At 73.4% G+C, this 20,268-nt stretch carries 14 protein-coding genes; 4 read left to right on the top strand and 10 right to left on the bottom strand.

Going from position 1 to position 20,268, the window contains the following annotated elements; translation table 11 throughout:
* Nucleotides 1-49: 49 nt before the first annotated feature.
* The 9 genes from NX801_RS21195 to rplU all read right to left on the bottom strand — a co-directional run bounded on the left by NX801_RS21195 (nucleotide 50) and on the right by rplU (nucleotide 12,504).
* A complete protein-coding gene (locus NX801_RS21195) occupies nucleotides 50-622 on the bottom strand; it encodes a hypothetical protein (RefSeq protein ID WP_258789393.1) in 573 nt (190 codons plus the stop codon).
* 156 nt (nucleotides 623-778) lie between these two features.
* Nucleotides 779-1,891, bottom strand: coding sequence for a glutamate 5-kinase (gene proB, locus NX801_RS21190; RefSeq protein WP_258789432.1), 1,113 nt, complete (start codon nucleotides 1,889-1,891; stop codon nucleotides 779-781).
* A gap of 171 nt (nucleotides 1,892-2,062) precedes the next feature.
* The gene (locus NX801_RS21185) at nucleotides 2,063-3,337 is read right to left on the bottom strand and encodes a glycosyltransferase (protein ID WP_258789392.1); all 1,275 of its coding nucleotides are present in this window, start codon (nucleotides 3,335-3,337) and stop codon (nucleotides 2,063-2,065) included.
* Nucleotides 3,338-3,552: 215 nt separating this feature from the next.
* A complete protein-coding gene (locus NX801_RS21180; protein WP_258789391.1) occupies nucleotides 3,553-5,688 on the bottom strand; it encodes a hypothetical protein in 2,136 nt (711 codons plus the stop codon).
* 318 nt (nucleotides 5,689-6,006) lie between these two features.
* Nucleotides 6,007-7,506 carry a bifunctional cytidylyltransferase/SDR family oxidoreductase gene (locus NX801_RS21175; RefSeq protein WP_258789390.1) on the bottom strand — a complete coding sequence of 500 codons (1,500 nt, stop codon included), beginning with the start codon at nucleotides 7,504-7,506 and terminating at the stop codon, nucleotides 6,007-6,009.
* A 170-nt stretch (nucleotides 7,507-7,676) separates the two neighbouring features.
* Nucleotides 7,677-9,803, bottom strand: coding sequence for a glycosyltransferase (locus tag NX801_RS21170; protein WP_258789389.1), 2,127 nt, complete (start codon nucleotides 9,801-9,803; stop codon nucleotides 7,677-7,679).
* A 485-nt stretch (nucleotides 9,804-10,288) separates the two neighbouring features.
* Complete coding sequence (obgE, locus tag NX801_RS21165; RefSeq protein WP_258789388.1) at nucleotides 10,289-11,725, bottom strand: GTPase ObgE; 1,437 nt, start codon at nucleotides 11,723-11,725, stop codon at nucleotides 10,289-10,291.
* Nucleotides 11,726-11,914: 189 nt separating this feature from the next.
* The gene (rpmA, locus tag NX801_RS21160; protein WP_019063244.1) at nucleotides 11,915-12,169 is read right to left on the bottom strand and encodes a 50S ribosomal protein L27; all 255 of its coding nucleotides are present in this window, start codon (nucleotides 12,167-12,169) and stop codon (nucleotides 11,915-11,917) included.
* 14 nt (nucleotides 12,170-12,183) lie between these two features.
* Nucleotides 12,184-12,504: a 50S ribosomal protein L21 gene (gene rplU, locus NX801_RS21155; RefSeq protein WP_258789387.1), complete on the bottom strand. Its 321-nt coding sequence runs from the start codon at nucleotides 12,502-12,504 to the stop codon at nucleotides 12,184-12,186.
* Between the two features lie 467 nt (nucleotides 12,505-12,971).
* On the opposite strand from rplU, the gene NX801_RS21150 reads away from it, so the two are divergent.
* The 4 genes from NX801_RS21150 to NX801_RS21135 all read left to right on the top strand — a co-directional run bounded on the left by NX801_RS21150 (nucleotide 12,972) and on the right by NX801_RS21135 (nucleotide 18,608).
* Entirely contained in the window at nucleotides 12,972-13,736 is a 765-nt protein-coding gene (locus NX801_RS21150) for a polyprenol monophosphomannose synthase (RefSeq protein WP_258789386.1), read from the top strand.
* A 324-nt stretch (nucleotides 13,737-14,060) separates the two neighbouring features.
* Nucleotides 14,061-15,350 carry a glycosyltransferase family 39 protein gene (locus NX801_RS21145; protein WP_428986190.1) on the top strand — a complete coding sequence of 430 codons (1,290 nt, stop codon included), beginning with the start codon at nucleotides 14,061-14,063 and terminating at the stop codon, nucleotides 15,348-15,350.
* Between the two features lie 161 nt (nucleotides 15,351-15,511).
* Nucleotides 15,512-16,114, top strand: a complete 603-nt coding sequence (locus NX801_RS21140; protein ID WP_258789384.1) for an acyltransferase — start codon at nucleotides 15,512-15,514, stop codon at nucleotides 16,112-16,114.
* 250 nt (nucleotides 16,115-16,364) lie between these two features.
* Complete coding sequence (locus NX801_RS21135; protein ID WP_258789383.1) at nucleotides 16,365-18,608, top strand: glycosyltransferase; 2,244 nt, start codon at nucleotides 16,365-16,367, stop codon at nucleotides 18,606-18,608.
* A 185-nt stretch (nucleotides 18,609-18,793) separates the two neighbouring features.
* Here NX801_RS21135 and NX801_RS21130 read toward each other — a convergent pair whose 3' ends face one another.
* Nucleotides 18,794-20,263, bottom strand: a complete 1,470-nt coding sequence (locus tag NX801_RS21130; RefSeq protein WP_258789382.1) for a glycosyltransferase — start codon at nucleotides 20,261-20,263, stop codon at nucleotides 18,794-18,796.
* Between the last annotated feature and the right edge of the window lie 5 nt (nucleotides 20,264-20,268).

The raw sequence follows: 20,268 nt of genomic DNA, 5'->3' as shown, positions 1-20,268 counted from the left end.
TGACCCGGCCGCCGTCCACCGGGCGTACCGGCGGGGCGGCCGGGGCGGGTCAGTACGGGTGGACGCCGACCGGGGCGGCGGGCGGCGGGCCGTAGCCCTCCGCGATCCGCAGGTGGTACGTCTCCCGGTCGATGACCTCCAGGCCGACGATCTCCCAGGGCGGCAGCTGGGCGGTCTGCCGGTGCTCGCCCCAGAGCCGCAGCGCGACGGCGGCGGCGTCATGGAGGTCGCGGGCCTCCTCCCAGTACCGGATCTCGGCGTGGTCCTCGGCGTATCTGCTGGTCAGCAGGAAGGGATGGTCATGGGCCAGCTGTTCGAGCGCCCGCCGTACGTCCGCCAGCGGGGCCCGGGCGCCGGAGACGCTGAGCGTGATGTGCCAGAGCTTCGACACCGGCCGTTCCGGGACGTGCCGCTGCGGCTCCCGGCCCGTCTGGCCCCCGAAGCCGGGGCGCTCGGCGGATCTGGCCGGCCCCGCCAGCTCCACGGACCGGCCGTGACCGCTCCGGCCGCGCTGGTCGCCCTCGGCGAACTCGGCGTCGCCGAAGTCGGTCCCGGCCCCGACACTCGTCAGGGCGCGTTCGGTCGTCCCCCGGGGTGCTGACCCCGGCCGCGCTCGTCTCACCGGCGGCCTCCTGTTGGTACGCGTTGGTACGTGTGCGTTGCTGCGTTTGCCGTGCCGTGTTGTGCCGTCACCCCGCTTGCCTTCAGACAAAGTTGACCAGTCCCGAGCGGTATGCGGGGCGTTTTTCGGGAAGGTCCCGGGCGGATGGCCGGTGTTTCAGCCGTTCTGGGACGGCAGGATCACGAGGTCGTCCCGGTGGACGACCTCTCTTTCGTACTCCGGTCCCAGCTCCTCGGCCAGCTCATGGGTGGAACGTCCCAGCAGCTTCGGCAGCTCCCGGGCGTCGAAATTGACCAGTCCGCGCGCCACGGCCCGCCCCGACGGGTCCCGCAGCTCGACCGGTTCCCCGGCGGCGAACTCGCCCTCGACGGACCGGATACCGGCGGGCAGCAGGGACTTCCGGCCGGTCACCACGGCGTGTACGGCCCCGTCGTCCAGGGTCAGCGAACCCTGCGGCGCCGAGGCGTGGGCGAGCCAGAGCAGCCGGCCGGCCGAGCGGCGGCCGGTGGGGTGGAAGCAGGTGCCGGTGTCCCGGCCGGCGAGGGCGTCGGCGGCCCGGCTGGCGGAGGTGAGGACGACCGGGACGCCGGCGGCGGCCGCGATCCGGGCGGCCTCCACCTTGGTGACCATGCCGCCGGTGCCGACGCCCGCCTTGCCGGCCGAGCCGATCTCCACGCCCCGGAGGTCGGCGGGGCCCCGGACCTCCGCGATCCGGGTGGTGCCGGGCCGGCTGGGGTCGCCGTCGTAGAGGCCGTCCACGTCGGAGAGGAGCACCAGCAGATCGGCGCGGACCAGATGGGCGACGAGCGCGGCGAGCCGGTCGTTGTCACCGAACCGGATCTCGTCGGTGGCGACCGTGTCGTTCTCGTTGACGACCGGCAGGGCGCCCATGGTGAGCAGCTGGTCGAGCGTCCGGTAGGCGTTGCGGTAGTGCGCCCGGCGGCTGGTGTCGTCGGCGGTGAGCAGCACCTGGCCGACGCGTACGCCGTACCGGGCGAAGGAGGCGGTGTAGCGGGCCACCAGCAGGCCCTGGCCGACGCTGGCGGCCGCCTGCTGGCGGGCGAGGTCCCGGGGGCGCCGGTCCAGGCCGAGCGGGGCGAGTCCGGCGGCGATGGCGCCGGAGGAGACCAGGACGACCTCCCGCTCCCCGCCGCGCGCCCGCGCCAGGACGTCGACGAGCGCGTCCACCCGGTCGGCGTCGAGCCCGCCGGCGGCGGTGGTCAGGGACGACGAGCCGACCTTGACGACGATTCTGCGGGCGTCCGTCACGTACTGCCGGGCCGCCGTCTCTCCGGTCACTGTTCCTCGCACCCCTGTTCGCTGGCCGGTGTCACCCGGCGAATCTATGTCAAACGGGTGACCCGGCGCGCGCCGATTCCCGTCGGCGGACCCTTCCGGGCACCCGGCCGGACCCACCGGACAGCCGGAAAGCCGGGTCGGTCAGGACTGCCGGACCAGCCGGACCAGCCGGGACTGCCCGACCAGCCGGACCAGCCGGGACAGCCGGGACTGCCCGACCAGCCGGACCGCTGCGCGGCGGGCCCGGCGGCGGAGCCGCCCCAGCCGGCCGGGCGCGTCCAGCACCTCGTACGCCTCGTCCGGGATGCCCGCCGCCGGGTCCCCGAAGTGCGGGTACGCCAGATACTCCCGGCCACCCCTGCGCACCCGGGGCGGTGGTTCGGCGGAGCGCCCGGCGGCGACCACGTCCAGCAGCGCGGCCGGCCGGTCCAGCGCCACGCAGGTCAGCGGCAGCCGCTCCGGCACCCGCAGCAGCGCGGCCACCCCCGGCGTCCAGTGGGCGGCCATCAGCGGGGCGGCCAGCTCCAGTTTGCGGCGCAGCTCGGCCACCGGCCGGCGCAGCACGATCGGGCCGAACTGCGGCAGCAGGTTGACCGTGAACGGGCGGACCATCAGCCGGTCCCGCCGCTCCCCCGGCGGCAGATGCGCGGCGATCAGCTCCATCAGCGCCCCGGCGGCGGCGATCCGCTCCGGGTGGCCGACGGTCCTGGTCACATGCTTGCCGTCCGCGCGGCCCACCAGGTAGTAGCAGGTGTAGTCGGCCACGACCGAGACCCCGGCGGCCCGCAGATATGCCTCCATGGTGAAGAGCGCGTCCTCCCCGATCCGCAGCGACGGGTCGAACCGCATCCGGTGCCGGACCAGCAGTTCGCGCCGGAACAGCTTCTGGGCGCTCAGGGTGAACTTGACGTTCGAGGTGTAGATGTCGGCCCGCTCGGTGGTCTTCCGCCACATCGACCGGGCGGCGCCCCGGTTGACGCCCACGGTGCGGCCGAGCACCACGTCGGTGCCCGCCCGGTCCGCCATCGCGACCAGCCGCTCCAGCGCCTCGTCCCCGAGGTAGTCGTCGGCGTCCAGGAAGAAGACGTACCGCCCGCGTGCCAGCCCGAGGCCGGTGTTGCGGGGGCCGCCCGGGGAGCCGGAGTTGGCCTGCCGTACCACCCGGGTCGGTACGGCCCCCCGGGCGGCGAACTCCGCCAGCCGCTCGCCGGTGCCGTCGGTGGAGCCGTCGTCCACCGCGATGAGCTCCATCCGGTCCGGGCCGATGGTCTGCGCCGCCACCGATTCCAGGCATCTGACCAGGTACGGCATGGCGTCATAGGCGCCGACGATCACGGAGACGTCGGGGACGGGACGACCGGGGGCCACGGAGTCGTCGGCCGTCCCGGGGACTGCTGCGGGCTGGTTCTCGGTCATCGGCACGGTACGGCCCCACTGCGGCGGAAGCGGACGGGGTTCGTCCGCCATGGTGCCGCCGCGGTGGGGCCGTGGAGCGCAGGACGCGCCCGGCGCGGGTGCCCGGGACCGGCCGGTGACCGCCCGGCTACTGCCAGGCCCGCCGGGGCCCACGGCGTCCGACCGCCCGGACCCGGGTCACCCGACCGCCGGGCCGACCGGCCGCCCGGTGCGGGTCAGCCGACCGCCTGGGCCCCGGCCTCCGCCTCGGCGACCGCCCCGTTGGCGGGCTCGGTGCCCAGGGACACCTCGTCCTCCTGGTCCAGCTCACCGATGGTCTGGCCGGCGAGCCGCTGCGCGACGCCCTGGTTGCGGGTCTCGGCACGGGCGGCGAGGTCCCGTACGGCGGCGTTGAACCGCTCCAGTGAGGTCGGCTGGTCGGGACCGAGCAGATACTCCTTGAGCGCCTTCCGCTCGGTGGCCAGGGTGTCGGCGGCCGGGTCGGTGACGGCGGCGAGCAGCTGGTCCAGCTCGGCGGCGCTGTTGGTGAGGACGACGGCCGCGCGGACGGCGGTGTTCTGCCGCCGGAACTCGTCGGCGCCCAGGCCGGCCGCGTCGGTGACGGCGTACGGCTTGCCGCTGGCGATGAAGTCGGAGACCACGCTGGAGATGTCCGAGACCATGGCGTCGGACTCGTTGAAGCAGTCGTAGAGCCGGGGCGCCGAGCCGGTGACCACCTGGTGCTGCCACCAGCCGGTGGAGCGCCAGTAGGCGTCGTTCCACTCGGCGTGCAGCCGCTGGATCTCGTCGAGGCGCTGCGGGTCGGCGAGCGAGACCCGGGACTCCTCGGCCTCGTCGCCGCCCCTGCGGCCCGGGGAGGCCAGCTCGGCCAGCCGGGCGTCGATCCGGGCGAGCGTGGCACCGGCGGCGGCCTGCTCCTCGCGGGCCGCGGCGGCCTCCTTCGCCCAGCGCGGGTCGGTGGCGCGGGCGGCGGCCGCGTCCGCGATCAGCTTGCGGATCCGCTCGTCCACCGCCTTGGCCTTCTTGTTGACCAGGCCGGTGAAGGGGTGCGGCTTGTAGATGAGGCGGACCGGGGGCTCGGCGGTCAGCAGGCGCTTGACGATGTTCTCGCCGGCCGCCAGCAGCGAGGTGTTGCCCGGGTTGTTGTCCCAGCCCTCCCACGTGGGGGCGTAGAGGACCGTGGGCACCGGGTTCCCCGGGGTGCCGGTGGCGGCGGTGATGGGGGACAGCTGGGGGCGGCCGACCTCCACGATGTCCTCGTCCCGGACGCCCACGTCGGCCAGCGCGTACCGGTCCCGGCCGGCCCGGCCGGCGGTCCAGACCTCGTCGTACACCTTGGAGAACGGGTTGACGCTGGCCAGCTTGTCGCTGTCGCCGTGGCCGATGAAGACGTGCTTGGCGGTGGGCACCCGCAGCATGTGGATGTTCTTGCCGACGTTGGCGGCGTAGAGCACCACCCGGAGCGAGGACCAGTCCATCGCCATCAGGTGCTGGCCGCCGGGGACGCAGAGCACCGGCACGGCGGTCGGCGGGAGGCTCTTCACCAGGGAGCGCTCGCGCATGATGATGACGGGCCGGCCCTCGACCCGCTCCATCGTCTCCAGCCACATGGTGACCTGGTACGCGGAGTCGTTGGAGCCGGAGAAGTAGAGCGCGGTGGTCGGCTGGTACTCGCCCAGCCAGGTGCCGACGGCCTTGAGCACGGCGGACGCGCCCGGCACCCGGCGCTTGCGGCGCAGATACGGCACCAGCAGGGCGGTGTAGAGCAGGCCGAGCCCGATGGTGAGGCCCACGCCCACGAAGGCGGCGAGGTCCCGTCCGGTGCCCGCGGCGATCACCACGCCGACGACGGCCGGCAGGTCCAGGTGCAGCATCTTCTCGGCCGACCGGTTCAGCAGCGCCTGCGGCGGCGCGTCCGGGATGCGTACGGCGTTGAGGTCGACGTTGCGGGTGATCACCGGCATGGTGCGGCGCAGCCGGATCAGGGTGGCCAGCGCGCCCTGCGGGGCCTGGAGGCCGTAGAAGAGCAGGAAGCAGGCGACCGCGGCGTAGAAGACCGGGCCCTCCGCGAGGTTCTCCCGGGCGAGCAGCAGGATCAGCAGCAGCTGGCGCAGCAGGAAGCGGACGGACAGCCCGACGCGCACCTTGTTCAGGCGGTTGACCAGGTAGCTCTTCTTCTGGTGCAGGTACCAGTCGGCGGCGTACGTCACGGCACCGGCGGCCACGAAGAACCAGAGGTTCGGGATCAGCGCGGCGAGCATGACGCACGGATAGCCCAGTCCCATGAGGACTGCCGCGGCCAGCTCCGACCGGCTGCCCACACGGGCCAGACGGATGGCGGTCGAAATCACGTAGAACCTGCTTCAGAAGGGAGGTGCCGGTTGTGCACTAGGACGACATTCTCGTGAGGGAGGTTCCCCGGACTCCCCGAAGGCCCCTGAAGACTTCCGGAGACTCCTTGGGTTTCTTGGGGTTTCTTGAGGATTCCTTGGGGATTCCTTCACGAAGGCGAAGACGAAGAAGAGGACCGAGACGGCCGGGACGGAGACTGGAACGAGGGCTGATACGACAACAAAGACAAAGACGGACGCGAAATCCGAGACGAACTCGGGCCCCTGCATACGCGGCTACGCGAAACAGAGGCCCGAATAAGTCACATTGGGTGAGTATTACACATCTTCCTGGCGGTCCAGCACGGCGGCGAGCGCCTGCTCGAACCCGGACGCCTCGCCCGCCGCGCGGGTGGGGTCCTGCTGCCGTACGTCCACGACATGGCCGGTGAGTTCGGAGAGCAGCACGTCCAGCGAGGACCGGGCGACGGCCTCGGAGGAGAGCAGCGAGCCGGCCGGCTCCTCGCCGAACGCCTTGGTGCGCATGGGGGTCGCGGTGCGCTCGGGGTTCACGCAATTGACCCGGATGTCGTCGGCGGCCCATTCGTCGGCCAGCGCCTGGGTGAGATTCACCATGGCCGCCTTGGTGGACGAGTAAAGGCTGTACTCGGCACGGCCCCGGGTGTAGCTGGAGGAGGTGTAGAGGAGCAGCTGCCCCTTGGTCTCGACCAGGTACTTGTAGGCGGCACGCGCGATCTGCACCGGGGCCAGGTAATTGACGTTCAGCGCTTCCTGAATGGTCGCGGTGTCGGTCTCCGCGAGCTTTCCGATGCGGAGCACGCCGGCGGTGTTGATGACGTAGTCGATCCGGCCGGTCTCGGTGTACGCCGTGGCGAGGGCGTCCTCCACGTGCTGCGGGTTCTCCACATGGGTGCCGGTGGTGGAGCGGCCCAGCGCGTACACCTTCGCCCCGTACCGCTCGGCCAGGGTCGCGATGTCGGCGCCGATGCCGTACGAGCCGCCGAAGACCACCAGGGTGCGGCCGGCGAGCAGCTCGCGGTAGACGGCCTCGTCGGCCTGGCGGGGGGCGGTGGTGGAGGCGAGCTGGAAGAGCTTGTCCGCGATGAAGACGTCCACCGGCTGGGTGACCTTCATGTTGTACTCGTCGCCCGGCACCACATGGATCGGCACGTCCGGCAGGTACTTGAGCACCACCGAACAGTCGTCGGTCGCCTGGAAGTTGGGGTCGCCGGCGGCGATCTCGTAGGCCCGCCGGACGGTGGACAGCTTGAACGCCTGCGGGGTCTGGCCGCGGCGCAGCCGGGAGCGGTCCGGGACGTCGGTGATGAACTCGCCGTCCTCGCCGTGGGTGCGGGTCACGATGATGGTGTCGGCGGAGGGGATGGCGACGTCCACCGCCTGGTAGCGGTCGAGGGCGTCGACACAGTCCTTGATCACACGCTGTGACAGCAGGGGGCGCACCGCGTCATGGAAGAGGACATTGCGGTCCTCGCCCTCCGCGAGCCCCTCGCCCAGCGCGCGGATGGCCCGCTCGGTGGTCTCGTTCCGGGTGGCCCCGCCCTCGATGATCCGGGTGACCTTGGTCAGTCCGGCCCGCGTGACGATCTTCTCCACCTCGGGCACGAACCCCGGCGCCATCAGCACGATGATGTCGTCGACGCACTCCGCCTGCTCGAAGATGGCCAGCGTGTGCTCGATGACGGCCTTGCCCGCGATCTTCAGCAGCTGCTTGGGGATCGCGAGCCCCACCCGCTGTCCGGTGCCGCCGGCGAGCACGACTGCGGTGGTACGGGTCTTGGCTTCGTGCGGCACTGACACAGGTTCGACCTACCTTGCGAGGACGGGGGACGGGGCTGATGGTCGCACTCTCCGTGACCGTCCCGCAAGGCGGGTGACGGCTGCCACGGGGGTGCTGGACACCCGGTGTTCACCTTGCGGCCAGGGCTCTCGGCGCCATGGTGAGCGGGGCGGGGGGTGACGGAAACCACTCACTCCCGGCGGGGTTCGGTGGCCACGTGGATCACCAGGTCATTGGTGGCGACGTAGTAGGTACGGACCTTCGCCCGGGCGCGGTCGCGGCCGAGCGCCCTGCGCACCACCCGGCCCGCGAGCCCCCAGGAGCGGCCCAGCGGCAGCAGCCGCTCCGGGTACGTGTGGGTCTTGGCCTTCGCCACCACGTCGTCCAGCAGCTTGCCGATCGCGACCGGCTCGGCGTCCGGCGCGTACCGCAGCAGCAGGTCCCAGACCTCGCTGTCGGAGCCGCGGCGGCCGACCAGTCCGGTGAGCGGGAGGACGCAGCGGAAGCCGCCGTCCCCGGTCCACTCCCCCGGGTGGGCCGCCTCGTCCCCGTCCCCCCGGCGCCGGGCCAGCAGCACCGGGCGGTCACCGGCGGCCCGGTCACCGGAGGCGGTCGCCGGGGCGGCGCCCAGCAGTTCACCGGTGAGGGTCAGCCGGGGCCCGGCGACGGTGGCGGTACGGCACTCGGCGTGCACCGGCCGGTCCCAGGCCCGCAGGCCGAGCAGCTTCTCGGTGTGGGTGGCGTACGGCAGCGGGTGCCGCACCGCCCGGCCGGGCGCCACCCGCTCCCGGGCCCGCAGCGCGCCGCGCCCGTCGATCACCCGGGCCCGCAGCCGCAGCCGCTCGCCGGTGGCCGGGAGCCGCTCGCCGGTGGCCGGGGCATCGGCGCCGGTCGTGTCCGGGGCCGCGGGCCGGACGAAGCACTCCCACAGTCCTTCGGCGAAGGTCTCCGCCGCGCCGACCGTGACCGCGCCGTCCGGACCGAACGGCCAGGCCCGGACCTCCTCGCCCTGGACGCACAGCAGCTCGTCGCCCGGCTCCGCCGGGGTGACAAGACGGAAGGTCAGCGCGCCGTCGGCGGCGACCTCGCAGTCCGCCACCGGGCGCTCCCGGCCGGCCGGCCCGGCGTCCGGCGCGGGCTTCGCCCCGGTCGCGGAGAGGGCCGGCAGCCCCCGGGCCACGACCAGCTCGCGGAACAGCTCCTCGTACCGCGCGGCCACCGTCTCCGGGTCGAACCGGCGGCCGTTGCGGACGGCGGCGGCGGCCATCTCCCGGCGCAGCTCCTCGTCACCGATCAGCCGCAGCAGCGCGCCGGCGACCGCGTCGGCGTCGCCCACCGGCACCAGCAGCCCGTCCTCGCCGTCCTTGAGGATCTCCCGGGGCCCGTAGTCGCAGTCGGTGCTCACCACGGGCAGCCCGCAGCGCATCGCCTCCACCAGGGTCATCCCGAAGGATTCGTGGCGGGAGGTGGACACCGCGACGGAGCCCTTGGCCCACTCCGGTTCGATGGGCGAGTGCGGGCCCATGAAGTGGACGCTGTTGTAGAGGCCGAGCCGGTCCGCCTTCTTGCGGAGCTTGTCGCCCTGGGTGCCCCAGCCGTAGATCCGCAGCTCCCAGTCGGGGCGCTCGGCGGCCACCTTGGCCCAGGCGTCGAGCAGCACGTCGTACCGCTTCTCGCCGGAGAGCCGGCCGGCCGCGACCACCAGCCTGGCGCTGCCGTCGGAGGGCGCGACCGGCGGTTCCGGCACGCTGTTGGGAACGGCCAGGATCCGGGTGTCCGGCAGCGGGAACCGCTCACGCCAGACGGCGGCGTCCCCCTCGGAGACGGTGACGAAGGCGTCGAGCCGGGCGAGGTGCTCGCGCATCTCGGCGCGCAGCTCCTCCTTGTGGTGGTTGTGCGTCATGTGCTCCTGGCCGATGAGCACGGCTCCCTCCGGGGCGAACCGCGCCGCATAGGCGGTCAGCCCGGGGCGGGTGCCGATGACCACGTCGGCGTCGGAGCCCGCGTAGTGGTCGCGCACCCGCTCGTCGGTGAGCGCGCTGTACTCCTGGTACCGGGCCTCGTGCCGGGGGAAGGACTCGGCGGCGCGCAGATGGTCCGGGTGCTTCTTCTCGTTGGTGGCCGACTTGGGCCGGGTGTCCACCAGCGGGACGACACTGATCCGCGGGTCGATGGCGAAGAGCGGCTTGTCGCGGTGGCGGAAGACGGAGACGATCTCCACCTCGTGCCGGTCGGCCAGCTCCTCCGCCAGGTTCAGCGTGGTGCGGATGGTGCCGCCGATGCCGTAGATGGTGTGGATGAGGAAGGAGACCTTCACCAACGCTCCGTTTCGCGTGTACCGGGGCCGTTTCGTGACCCGTCCCCGCCTGGTCAGACGGCGCACCCGTCCGATCGGTTGTGCGCACGGCGGGTTCTTTTGCCTGCGGGCTCTTGCTTGCGGAGGCGGGCGGGGTACGGCCGTACGGCGGCCCGGAGGCCCCCGGAGCCGGAGCCTCCCGGGGCATGCGTACGCCCCGGGCCTCCGGCCGGGCACCCCACCGGCTCCCGGCGGCCAGCCTACGGCCCGGTCACGGCCACGGGCCGCCCGGGCGGGTCCCGCCGACGGGCCGGGCCACCGGCGGCAGGGGCCGGAGCCGGAGCCGCCACCCGGAGCCGGGCCCGGGCGCCGGGCGAACGGCACCCGGGCCCGGCAGGGCACCCGGGCCACGCGGGAGGGCACCCTGGCCCGGCAGCACACCCGGGCCCCCCGGCAGGGCGCCCGGATCCGACAGGGCGCCCCGGCTCTTCGGCGGCGCGGGTCCCCTAGAAGGGTTCGAAGTCGTCGTACTCCCGCTGCGCCTCGTCCCGCTCGGCGTCGCGGTCGCGGCGGCGCTGGGCGGCCGGGCGCGGGGCCTCCAGGCGGTGGTCCTCGCCACGCCGGCCCAGCATCTCGGCGCCCGCCGCCATGGTGGGCTCCCAGTCGAAGACGACCGCGTTCTCCTCGGAGCCGATGGCCACGCCGTCGCCCGCCCGGGCCCCGGCCTTCATCAGCTCGTCCTCGACCCCGAGGCGGTTGAGGCGGTCGGCCAGGTAGCCGACGGCCTCGTCGTTGTTGAAGTCGGTCTGCTGCACCCAGCGCTCGGGCTTCTCGCCGCGCACCCGGAAGAGGCCGTCGTCCTCGCGGACCACGGTGAAGCCGGTGTCGTCCACCGCCTTGGGGCGGATGACGACCCGGGTGGCCTCCGCCACCGGCCGGGCCGCGCGGGCCTTCGCCACCATGTCGGCCAGCGCGTACGAGAATTCCTTGAGGCCCAGGTGGGCGACGGCGGACACCTCGAAGACCCGGTAGCCGCGCGCCTCCAGGTCCGGGCGGATCATCTCGGCCAGGTCCTTGCCGTCCGGGATGTCCACCTTGTTGAGGACGACGATCCGGGGCCGATTCTCCAGGCCGCCGTACTGCCGCAGCTCCTCCTCGATGACATCGAGGTCGGAGACCGGGTCGCGGTCGGACTCCAGGGTCGCCGTGTCCAGCACGTGCACCAGCACCGAGCAGCGCTCGACGTGCCGCAGGAACTCCAGGCCCAGGCCCCGGCCCTGGCTGGCGCCCGGGATCAGTCCGGGCACGTCCGCGACGGTGTAGACGGTGGAACCGGCGGTGACCACGCCCAGGTTGGGCACCAGGGTGGTGAAGGGATAGTCCGCGATCTTGGGCTTGGCGGCCGAGAGCACGGAGATCAGCGAGGACTTGCCGGCGCTCGGGTAGCCGACCAGCGCCACGTCCGCGACGGTCTTGAGCTCCAGGACGATGTCATCCAGGTCGCCCGGCTCGCCGAGCAGCGCGAAGCCCGGGGCCTTGCGGCGCGCCGAGGCGAGGGCCGCGTTGCCGAGGCCGCCACGCCCGCCCTGGGCGGCGACGTACCGGGTGCCGTGGCCGACCAGGTCGGCGAGCACCTCGCCGCGCTTGTCCAGCACCACCGTGCCGTCCGGCACCGGCAGCAGCAGGTCCTGGCCGTCCTTGCCGAAGCGGTTGCCGCCCTCGCCGGGCTTGCCGTTGGTCGCCTTGCGGTGCGGCGAGTGGTGGTAGTCGAGCAGGGTCGTCACGGACTGGTCGACGACGAGGATCACGTCCCCGCCGCGCCCGCCGTTGCCGCCGTCCGGGCCGCCGAGCGGCTTGAACTTCTCCCGGTGCACGGAGGCACAGCCGTGGCCTCCGCTACCCGCGGCGACATGCAGCTCGACGCGGTCCACGAAGGTGGTCATGTCTGGTGCCTCCAGGTGCGTACGTACATCATGCGTGTGGTCCACGCGGCGCGCGGGGTCCGGGGTGCCGGAGCCGCGGCGCGCGCTCTGAGCCTGACACGCGAAAGGCGGACCCGCCTCCCGCCCGCCGTCACCGGCGTGCGGGAAGAGAGGTCCGCCTCCGCGAAAGAAACCGCTCGGTGCCTGAGGTCAGGCGACCGGGACGATGTTCACGACCTTGCGGCCGCGGTGGGTGCCGAACTCCACGGCACCGGCGTTCAGCGCGAACAGGGTGTCGTCGCCACCGCGACCGACGCCCGAACCGGGGTGGAAGTGGGTACCGCGCTGGCGGACCAGGATCTCACCGGCGTTGACGACCTGACCGCCGAAGCGCTTCACGCCGAGCCGCTGAGCGTTGGAGTCGCGACCGTTCCGGGTGGACGATGCGCCCTTCTTGTGTGCCATGTCTCCTCAGTCCCTTACTTCGCAGCCGCGGGGATCTCGGTCACCTTGATCGCCGTGTACTGCTGGCGGTGACCCTGACGGCGGCGGTAACCGGTCTTGTTCTTGTAGCGCAGGATGTCGATCTTGGCGCCCTTGTGGTGGTCCACAACCTCGGCCTGGACCTTGATGCCGTCCAGCACCCACGGGTCGCTGGTCACGGAGTCGCCGTCGACAACGAGCAGGGTCGAGAGCTCGACCGTGTCGCCAACCTTGGCAGTGGAAAGCTTGTCAACCTCAACGATGTCGCCGACAGCAACCTTGTGCTGGCGACCACCGCTGCGCACGATGGCGTACACGCGGATCTCTCTCTCGCTCGGAACGGAAACCCCTGATGCCAGCCGCCCGCACGGGCCAGGGGCCCGCGGCGATCCGGAAGGGACGAGCGGCCTCTCCGGGCCGTACCCGGAGGGAGGTGCTCAGGAGCTGGCGCGTACGAAAACACGCCGACGGCCAAGGTTACGGGCCCCCTCCCGGGCCGGTCAAACCGGGACTCGGGGCCGGGACGCGGGCCGGGGCTCCGGGGCCGGCGGGGGCCGTGCCCCGCGGGGGTGCCTCGCGGGGGTGTCCGGTACGCGCCCGGGGCGCCGGGCCCCAGGACGCCCCCGCCCGGGCGCTCCGGCCCGCCCTTATGCTCTGGTGACCCCGGACCGGCCGGGTGCCGGCGTGACGGTGCGAGTGTGTCGATACGCCGACGAGTGCGACGAGCGAGACGAGTGCGCCGGATACGACGAGCGTGCCGGTACGACGGCGAGGACGAGACAGCGTGACAGACGACGACCGGCCGGACTCCGGCAGCCCCGGCCCGGTGCTGGTGATCGTGCCCACCTACAACGAGGCCGGGAACATCGGCGCCGTCGTGTCGCGGGTGCGCGCCTCGGTGCCCCGGGCCCACCTCCTGGTGGCGGACGACAACAGCCCGGACGGCACCGGCCGGATCGCGGACGAGCTGGCGGCGGCCGACGATCACGTCCACGTCCTGCACCGGAAGGGCAAGGAGGGGCTGGGCGCCGCCTATCTGGCGGGCTTCCGCTGGGGGATCGAGCGCGGCTACGAGGTCCTGGTCGAGATGGACGCGGACGGCTCGCACCGGCCCGAGGAGCTGCCCCGGCTGCTCGGCGCGCTGGACGGCGCCGATCTGGTGCTGGGGTCCCGCTGGGTGCCCGGCGGCCGGGTCGTCAACTGGCCCAGGTCCCGTGAGGCGCTGTCCCGGGGCGGCAGCCTCTACTCGCGCCTGCTGCTCGGGGTGCCCATCCGCGATGTCACCGGCGGCTACCGGGCGTTCCGGCGGACGACCCTGGAGGGCATCGGCCTGGACCGGGTCGCCTCCCAGGGATACTGCTTCCAGGTCGACCTGGCGTGGCGGACCGTGCGGGCGGGCTTCCGGGTGGCCGAGGTTCCCATCACCTTCGTGGAGCGGGAGCACGGCGACAGCAAGATGAGCCGCGCCATCGTGGCCGAGGCGCTCTGGCGGGTCACCGCCTGGGGCGTCGGCGCACGGCTCCGGAGGCTGCGGCGCGGTCGCCGCTGAGCCCGCCTCTGCCCTCCCGCCCGCCACCCGCCACCCGAGTCACCGGGGGCCGGACCGGCTCATGGCCCGGACCGACGGGGGCCCTGCCCGGCCCGTCCGTCGGTCGGCCGGTCGGTCCGTGACCGAACCTCCGTGTCGGAACGACAGGAACAAGAGACACGGCAGGCGCAGAAGGCACGGCAGGCACAGCAGAAACACCGCACATATTCGCCCCGCCTTTCCCATCTCGCACTTCTGTACCATTCCTGCGGTTGACGAAGTGACGCGTGAGCAGCGTCGCGCCCGGTGGGCGCCCCAACAGCAGAGAGAGTCGAGATGCCGGGAGTGCACACCCCGACGGCCCCGGCGACCGGCGCGCACACCGCCGCACGGCCCCGGCGCGCGGCGCCCCCGCCGCCCCCGCCCGGCCGGTGGACCGCCCCGGTGGTCCGGGCCTGGCCGGCGCTGGCCGGGTACGCGCTGGTGCGCCTGGTGGGGATCGCCTTCGTGGCGCTGCGGCTGCCCGACCGGGGGCCCGGGCTCGGCACCCTGCTCGCGGCCAAGTACGACACCGTCTACTACGTCCACATCGCGCAGTACGGCTACGCGGCGCCCATGACGGACGCCTGCGCGGTGCAGGGGCCGCTCTGCAAATACGCGTTCTTCCCGCTCTACCCGGCCCTGATACGCGGGGTCTCCGCCGTACTGCCGCTGCCGGCCGGGCCGGTCGCCTGGGGGATAGCGGTGGTCGCCTCGCTCGCCGCCGCCTGGGGGATATACGCGGTGGCACGGGAGCTCGCCGGGCAGCGCGCGGGAGTGATCGCCGCCGTGCTGTGGGGCATCGCCCCGCACGCCATGGTCGAGTCGATGGCCTACACCGAGCCGCTGTTCACCGCGCTCTGCGCCTGGGCGCTGTACGCCGCCGTCACCCGCCGCTGGGCCGTCGCCGGGGTGCTGGCCTCGCTCGCCGGGCTCACCCGGCCGTCCGGCTCCGCCGTCGTGGCGGCGGTGGTGCTCGCCGCGCTGTGGACGCTGTTCACCCGGGCCCGGGCGGGGCGCGCCGGCACCGGCACTGGTCCCGGCGGTGGCGGTGGTGGTCGCCGGCGCGGTCGCCCGGCGGCCGGGCGGGCCGATCGCACCGGACCGCTGCTGGTCGCGGTGGTGGTGGCCCCGCTGGGCTGGTTCGCCTGGTTCGGCTGGGTCGGCCACCGGGCGGGCGACTGGCGCGGCTACTTCCAGGTGCAGGAGAAGTGGGGCAGCACCTTCGACGGCGGGAGTTTCACCTTCCACCGGATCGCGGACATCTTCCGCACGCTCCCGACCAATCTGAACACCCTGGTCGGCGCGGGCACGGTGGTGGCGGCTCTGCTGCTCTTCGCGCTCTGCTGCCGCGACCGGCAGCCGGCGGTGCTGCTCGTCTACGCCGGGGTGCTGCTGCTCATCGCGGTCGGCGGCGAGGGGTACTTCCACTCCAAGGCGCGTTTTCTGCTGCCCGCCTTTCCGCTGCTGATACCGGCGGCCCGGGCCCTGGCGGCCGCCCGGCCGAGCACCTTGTACCCGCTGCTCGGCACGGCCGTGGTGGTGTCCGGCGCGTACGGCGGCTATCTGATGCTGGTGTGGCCGCACTCCCCCTGACCGTCCATGGACCGGGGACCGCGGCCGCGTATGCTCGCCCGGCGTAGGGCGGCTCGCCGGGCGGGCCGGGCTCTCCTCCCCCACCGCCCGGGGAACCTCCGGACTCCCGCCGTCCCGAAGCCGAACTCCCGCATTCCCGAACTCCGAAAAGAGACAGCACCGTGAACTACAGGGTCCAGCCCACCGCCCAGGTCGACGACAGCGCCACCATCGGGGCCGGGAGCAGCGTGTGGGAGCTCGCGCAGATCCGGGAGGGGGCCACGCTGGGCGAGGGGTGCGTGGTGGGACGCGGCGCCTATGTCGGGACCGGGGTGCGCGTCGGGAACAACGTCAAGCTGCAGAACTACGCCCTGGTCTACGAGCCCGCCGAGCTGGGCGACGGGGTGTTCGTGGGCCCGGCCGTGGTGCTGACCAACGACCACAACCCGCGCTCGGTGGACCCCGAGGGCAACCAGAAGCGCGGCGGCGACTGGGAGGCCGTGGGCGTCAAGGTCGCCGAGGGCGCCTCGCTGGGCGCGCGGTCGGTCTGCGTGGCGCCGGTCCGGGTCGGCCGCTGGGCCATGGTGGCGGCGGGCGCCGTGGTCACTCGGGACGTACCGGACTTCGCCCTCGTGGTGGGCGTGCCCGCGCGGCAGGTCGGCTGGGTCGGCCGGGCCGGCGAGCGGCTGGTGGCGGCGGCGGACGAGCCGGGCGTCTGGGAGTGCCCGCGCAGCGGCGCCCGGTACGACGAGAAGGACGGCGTCCTCACCGAGCGCGCCGCCTGAGGCGGGCCCGTCCGGAGCACAGGTTCCGGGGGCCGGCCCGACCGGTTCCAGGACCCGGCGGAGACGGCCGGTTCCGGCCGTCCCCGGGCCGTGCGGGGGCCGTACGGGCCTTGGGAGACCGCGCCCCCGCGTGCGGAGCGGGCGGCGTCGCTTCGATACTCTGACTACCGCCGCGCCCGCCCGCGTACGGCGTGCCCACGGGGGCACCGCGGGGAGCGCGGCTCGCAGGTGAATGCGCGAAGGGATCCAGATGAATAGCCACGTGCTCTATCTCGCTCTCGGCACATACCGGGTGCGGGCGGCACGCGAGCATGTGCGGGAGCTGGCCGGCGCCGGCTCCCGGGTCGCCCTGGTCGTGGTGGACGCCCCCGAGTGGTCCGAGGCCCTGGCGGAGCTGTCCGGGCTGGCCGGCGTGGAGGTCACCCGGGTCGCCCCCGGCAAGGGCGGTTCGCCCTGGCAGGCGGCCAAGCGCCTGGTGGCCGACAAGTCCGGGCCGTTCGCCGGGGCCGGTCTGCTGATCGCCGGTGACGCCCAGGCGCTGCCCATCGCCTGGATCGCCCAGCGCCGCTATCCGGCGACCGAGCTGCGGCTGGAGCCGTCCGCCACCGGCGCCCCGGTCCCCGCCTCGGACCTGGCCGTCATCACCCCCTGGTACCCGTCGCCCAACAACCCGTACGCCGGGTCGTTCGTGCGCGCCGCGACCGCCGCCGTGGCCGGGCACTTCGAGCGGGTCACCGTCTTCCACACCGAGGACTGGTCCGGCTCCGCCTCGGCCGCGCTCAACGACGCCATCAAGGTCACCAGCAGCCGCCTCCAGGAGCGCGGCGGCCTGGCCCCGGTGCTCGACACACCCGAGGGCAGCCTGGTCCGCGTCCCGGTGCCGCTGGTGCACCGCAAGAACTACGCCCCCTGGGTCTCCGCCCAGGCCGAGGCGCTGCGCCGGACGCTGCCCGGCGGTGAGATCGACGCCCCGGTGGTGCACGCGCACACCGGCATCTACGGCGGAGTGCTGGCCTCCCGGCTGGCCCGTCCGGACGCCCGGGTGATCGTCACCGAGCACGCGTCGTTCCTGGACAAGGTCTTCGCCCAGGCGCCCGCCCGCCGGCTCTACCGCGAGGTGCTGGAGCGGGCCGACGCCTTCCTCTGCGTCAGCGCCCGGCTGCGCGACCAGGTGGCGGCGCGCTTCCCCGAGTACGCGCACAAGCTCGGCGTCGTCCCCAATGTGATCGGCTTCGAGCGCTTCGCCCCCGGCCCCGAGCGCTCGCCCCGGCTGCTGCGCTGGCTCTACGTCGGCCGGCTGGCCGCCCCCAAGGGCGTCACCGAGCTGCTGGAGGCCTTCGCCCTGGTGGCGGCGAAGGAGCCGGAGGCGTCCCTGACCCTGGTCGGCCACGGCCCGGTCGAGTCCCAGCTGCGGTCGCGCGCCGGGGAGCTGGGCCTCAAGGACCGCGTACGGATCCTGCCGCCGGTCGCCCCCGACGAGGTCGGCGGGATCATGCGCGAGCACGATCTGCTGGTGCACGCCAGCAAGGCCGAGACCTTCGGCATGACGGTCGTGGAGGCCGTCGCCACCGGACTGCCGGTGCTGGTCACCCGCAGCGGCGGCCCGGAGGAGAGCCTCGCCGGCATCGAGTCCCGGGCCGGTGCGCTGATGGACATCAGCGACGACCCGGCGGTCATCGCGGACGCCTACTGGGAGCTGCGGGACGCCGCCGGCGCGCTGGACCCGGCCGGGGCCCGCGAGGTGCTGGCGGAGCGGTACGGCTCCGAGGCGGTGGCCCGCCGGCTGATCGAGGTGTACGAGGGCGCCGTCCCGCCCGCGCCGGTTCCGGACGCGGAGGCGGACGCGGAGTCGGCGGACGCCGGCATCGCGGAGTCCGGCGAGACCGGGGCCGAGGAGGCGCCGGTGGTGCCGGTGCGACGGGGCGAGCCGCTCGGCCGGGCCGTGGTGCTCGCCCTGACGCCCGCCAAGCCGCGCCGCATCGTGGACTTCGTCAATCACCTGGTCGGCCAGGGCGTCGAGGTCATCCTGGTCACCGCGCGCTCCACCACCCAGTGGGAGAACCTCGGTGTCTCGCCGAGCGTGCCGGTGTACAGCATCGAGATGGCCGAGAAGAAGCTGAAGATCCCGCGCGGCGAGCGCTTCCTCGTCTACCGCGCCCCCCGCGCCGCGCTGCGCCGGGCCCGCCGGCTGGCCGCCCGCAACCGCGACGCCATCGGCCCCGAGCTGGCGGTGGCCTCGGTGCAGCGGGCGCACACCCGGGTGGCGAACGCCTTCCACAAGAAGGTCTGGAGCCGCACGTACACGGAGGTCCGGCCGCAGCTGCTGTCCCGGCTGGTGAACCGCCAGGCGCTGCCCGAGCTGAATCTCGACCGGGTGGACCATGTCTTCGTCAGCGACGTCAACTCCACGGTGACTGGCTGGAAGTGGGCCAAGGCCCACCCGCACCTGAAGGTCACCACCCACCTGGACCGGGAGACCTACGCGGCCGAGTGAGCGGCCCGCGTACCCGTATCCCCGTACAACGAGGCCGAGGCCCCGACCGGATCACACCGGCCGGGGCCTCGGCCGTACGCACGCCGTACGCACGCCGTGGGCGCGGGACTCGCGGGGCGTACGCGTACGGGCCCGGCGCTCCGGAGGAAGCACCGGGCCCGTACGGAAGGGCCCGCGAGAGGGGCTCAGCCCTGGACGATCTCGCGGAGCCGCTGCTCGAACGGCTCCAGCACCGCGTCCCGGGAGTAGGCGTCGGCGTGCTTGCGGGCGGTGTTCCGCTGCTCCGGGGTGAGGTCCCGGGCGGCCTTGCCCGCCGCCACCATGGAGGCGGCCAGCTCGTCCACGTCCAGGCTGTCGGCGTTGAACCAGAGCGGATAGCCGTCCAGCACGTCCTGGGCGGCGATGCCCGGCGCGTGCACCGAGACGATGGGGCGCCCGAAGGCCATGTACTCGAAGATCTTGCCGGAGGTGACGTACTTGCCGCCGCCCGCCAGGAAGACCAGGACGTCGGCCTCCTCGTACACCGTGCCCACCTCGGTCTTGGAGACCGGGCCGCAGTAGCGCAGGCCGGTGTCCTCGGCGCCCTCCGGGAGCGGGCCGTCCTGGAGGCCGAGCCGGGCCTTGAGGTGGCCGGGGCTGTTCTTGAAGAAGCCCAGGTGACCATGGATCTGGAGCTCCGCGCCGGCCAGCTCGGGGTGACGGCGGGCGATCTTGAACGCCTCGGCCATCTCCTCCACCGGCTGCTTGGCGGTGAGGGTGCCCAGATACGCGAACTTCAGCGGGCGCCGCCGGTCCGCTCCGGCGCCGTCCTCGGCGGCCGGCTCCCCTTCCGCCTCCCCGGACGTCTCCTCCGTGACGGCCTCCGGGGCCACGACCGGCGCCTCGGCGGACTGCTCGGGCTGGCCGGACTGTCCGGGCTCGTCGTCGGCCGTCGTCTGCGGCATCACGTCGGCGTCCCAGCCGTTGGGGACGACCATCATCCGGTCGGCCGCCTCCGGGTACCGCTCGGCGTGCCAGGTGCGCAGCGCCTCGTTGACGAAGACCGAGGTGGCGGCCTTGTCCAGCATCCGCTTCTCCCAGCCCCAGGCGATGTGGTCCTCGGGGAAGGCGGGGACGTCGTGGAAGATCTCCAGCGTCCAGGAGTCGCGGTAGTCCATCACATACGGCACCCCGGTCAGCCGGTTGAACAGCCACGCCCCGGCGAACGAGGCGAACGGGTTGCCGGTGGCGACGACCACGTCGAAGCGCTTGGTGGCGTGCAGCTTCAGCGCGCGGACCACCGAGGCCCAGGCCCAGGAGGAGTAGCGCTCGGGGAACAGCTTGGTCTGGCTGAACATGTAGGCGCGCTTGGCCATCAGCGGGAAGCTCCGCCGCAGCCAGCTGAACTCCCGCAGGTCCTGCTGCCAGGTGTACTGGTTGAGCGAGGGGCGCTCCACCCGGATGCGCGGGTCCACGGTGGCGGAGAGGCCCTCGTCGACCGAGCCGATCACATTGTGGAGGAAGTCGAGCGGTGCCGCGCACACGGTGACGTCCCAGCCCTTCGCCACCAGGTGGTTGGCGGTGGCGCGGGCGCGGTAGACGCCGCTGGCGCGGGACGGCGGAAAGTAGAACGCCAGATAGAGGACCCGGGGACGCCGGTCGCTACGGTTCTTCATCAGTC

The organism is Streptomyces pyxinae, from assembly GCF_024756275.1.
Classification (GTDB): Bacteria; Actinomycetota; Actinomycetes; order Streptomycetales; family Streptomycetaceae; genus Streptomyces; species Streptomyces pyxinae.
The sequence above is the reverse complement of the archived record's forward strand: the minus strand, read 5'-3'. Positions and strand labels throughout refer to the sequence as shown.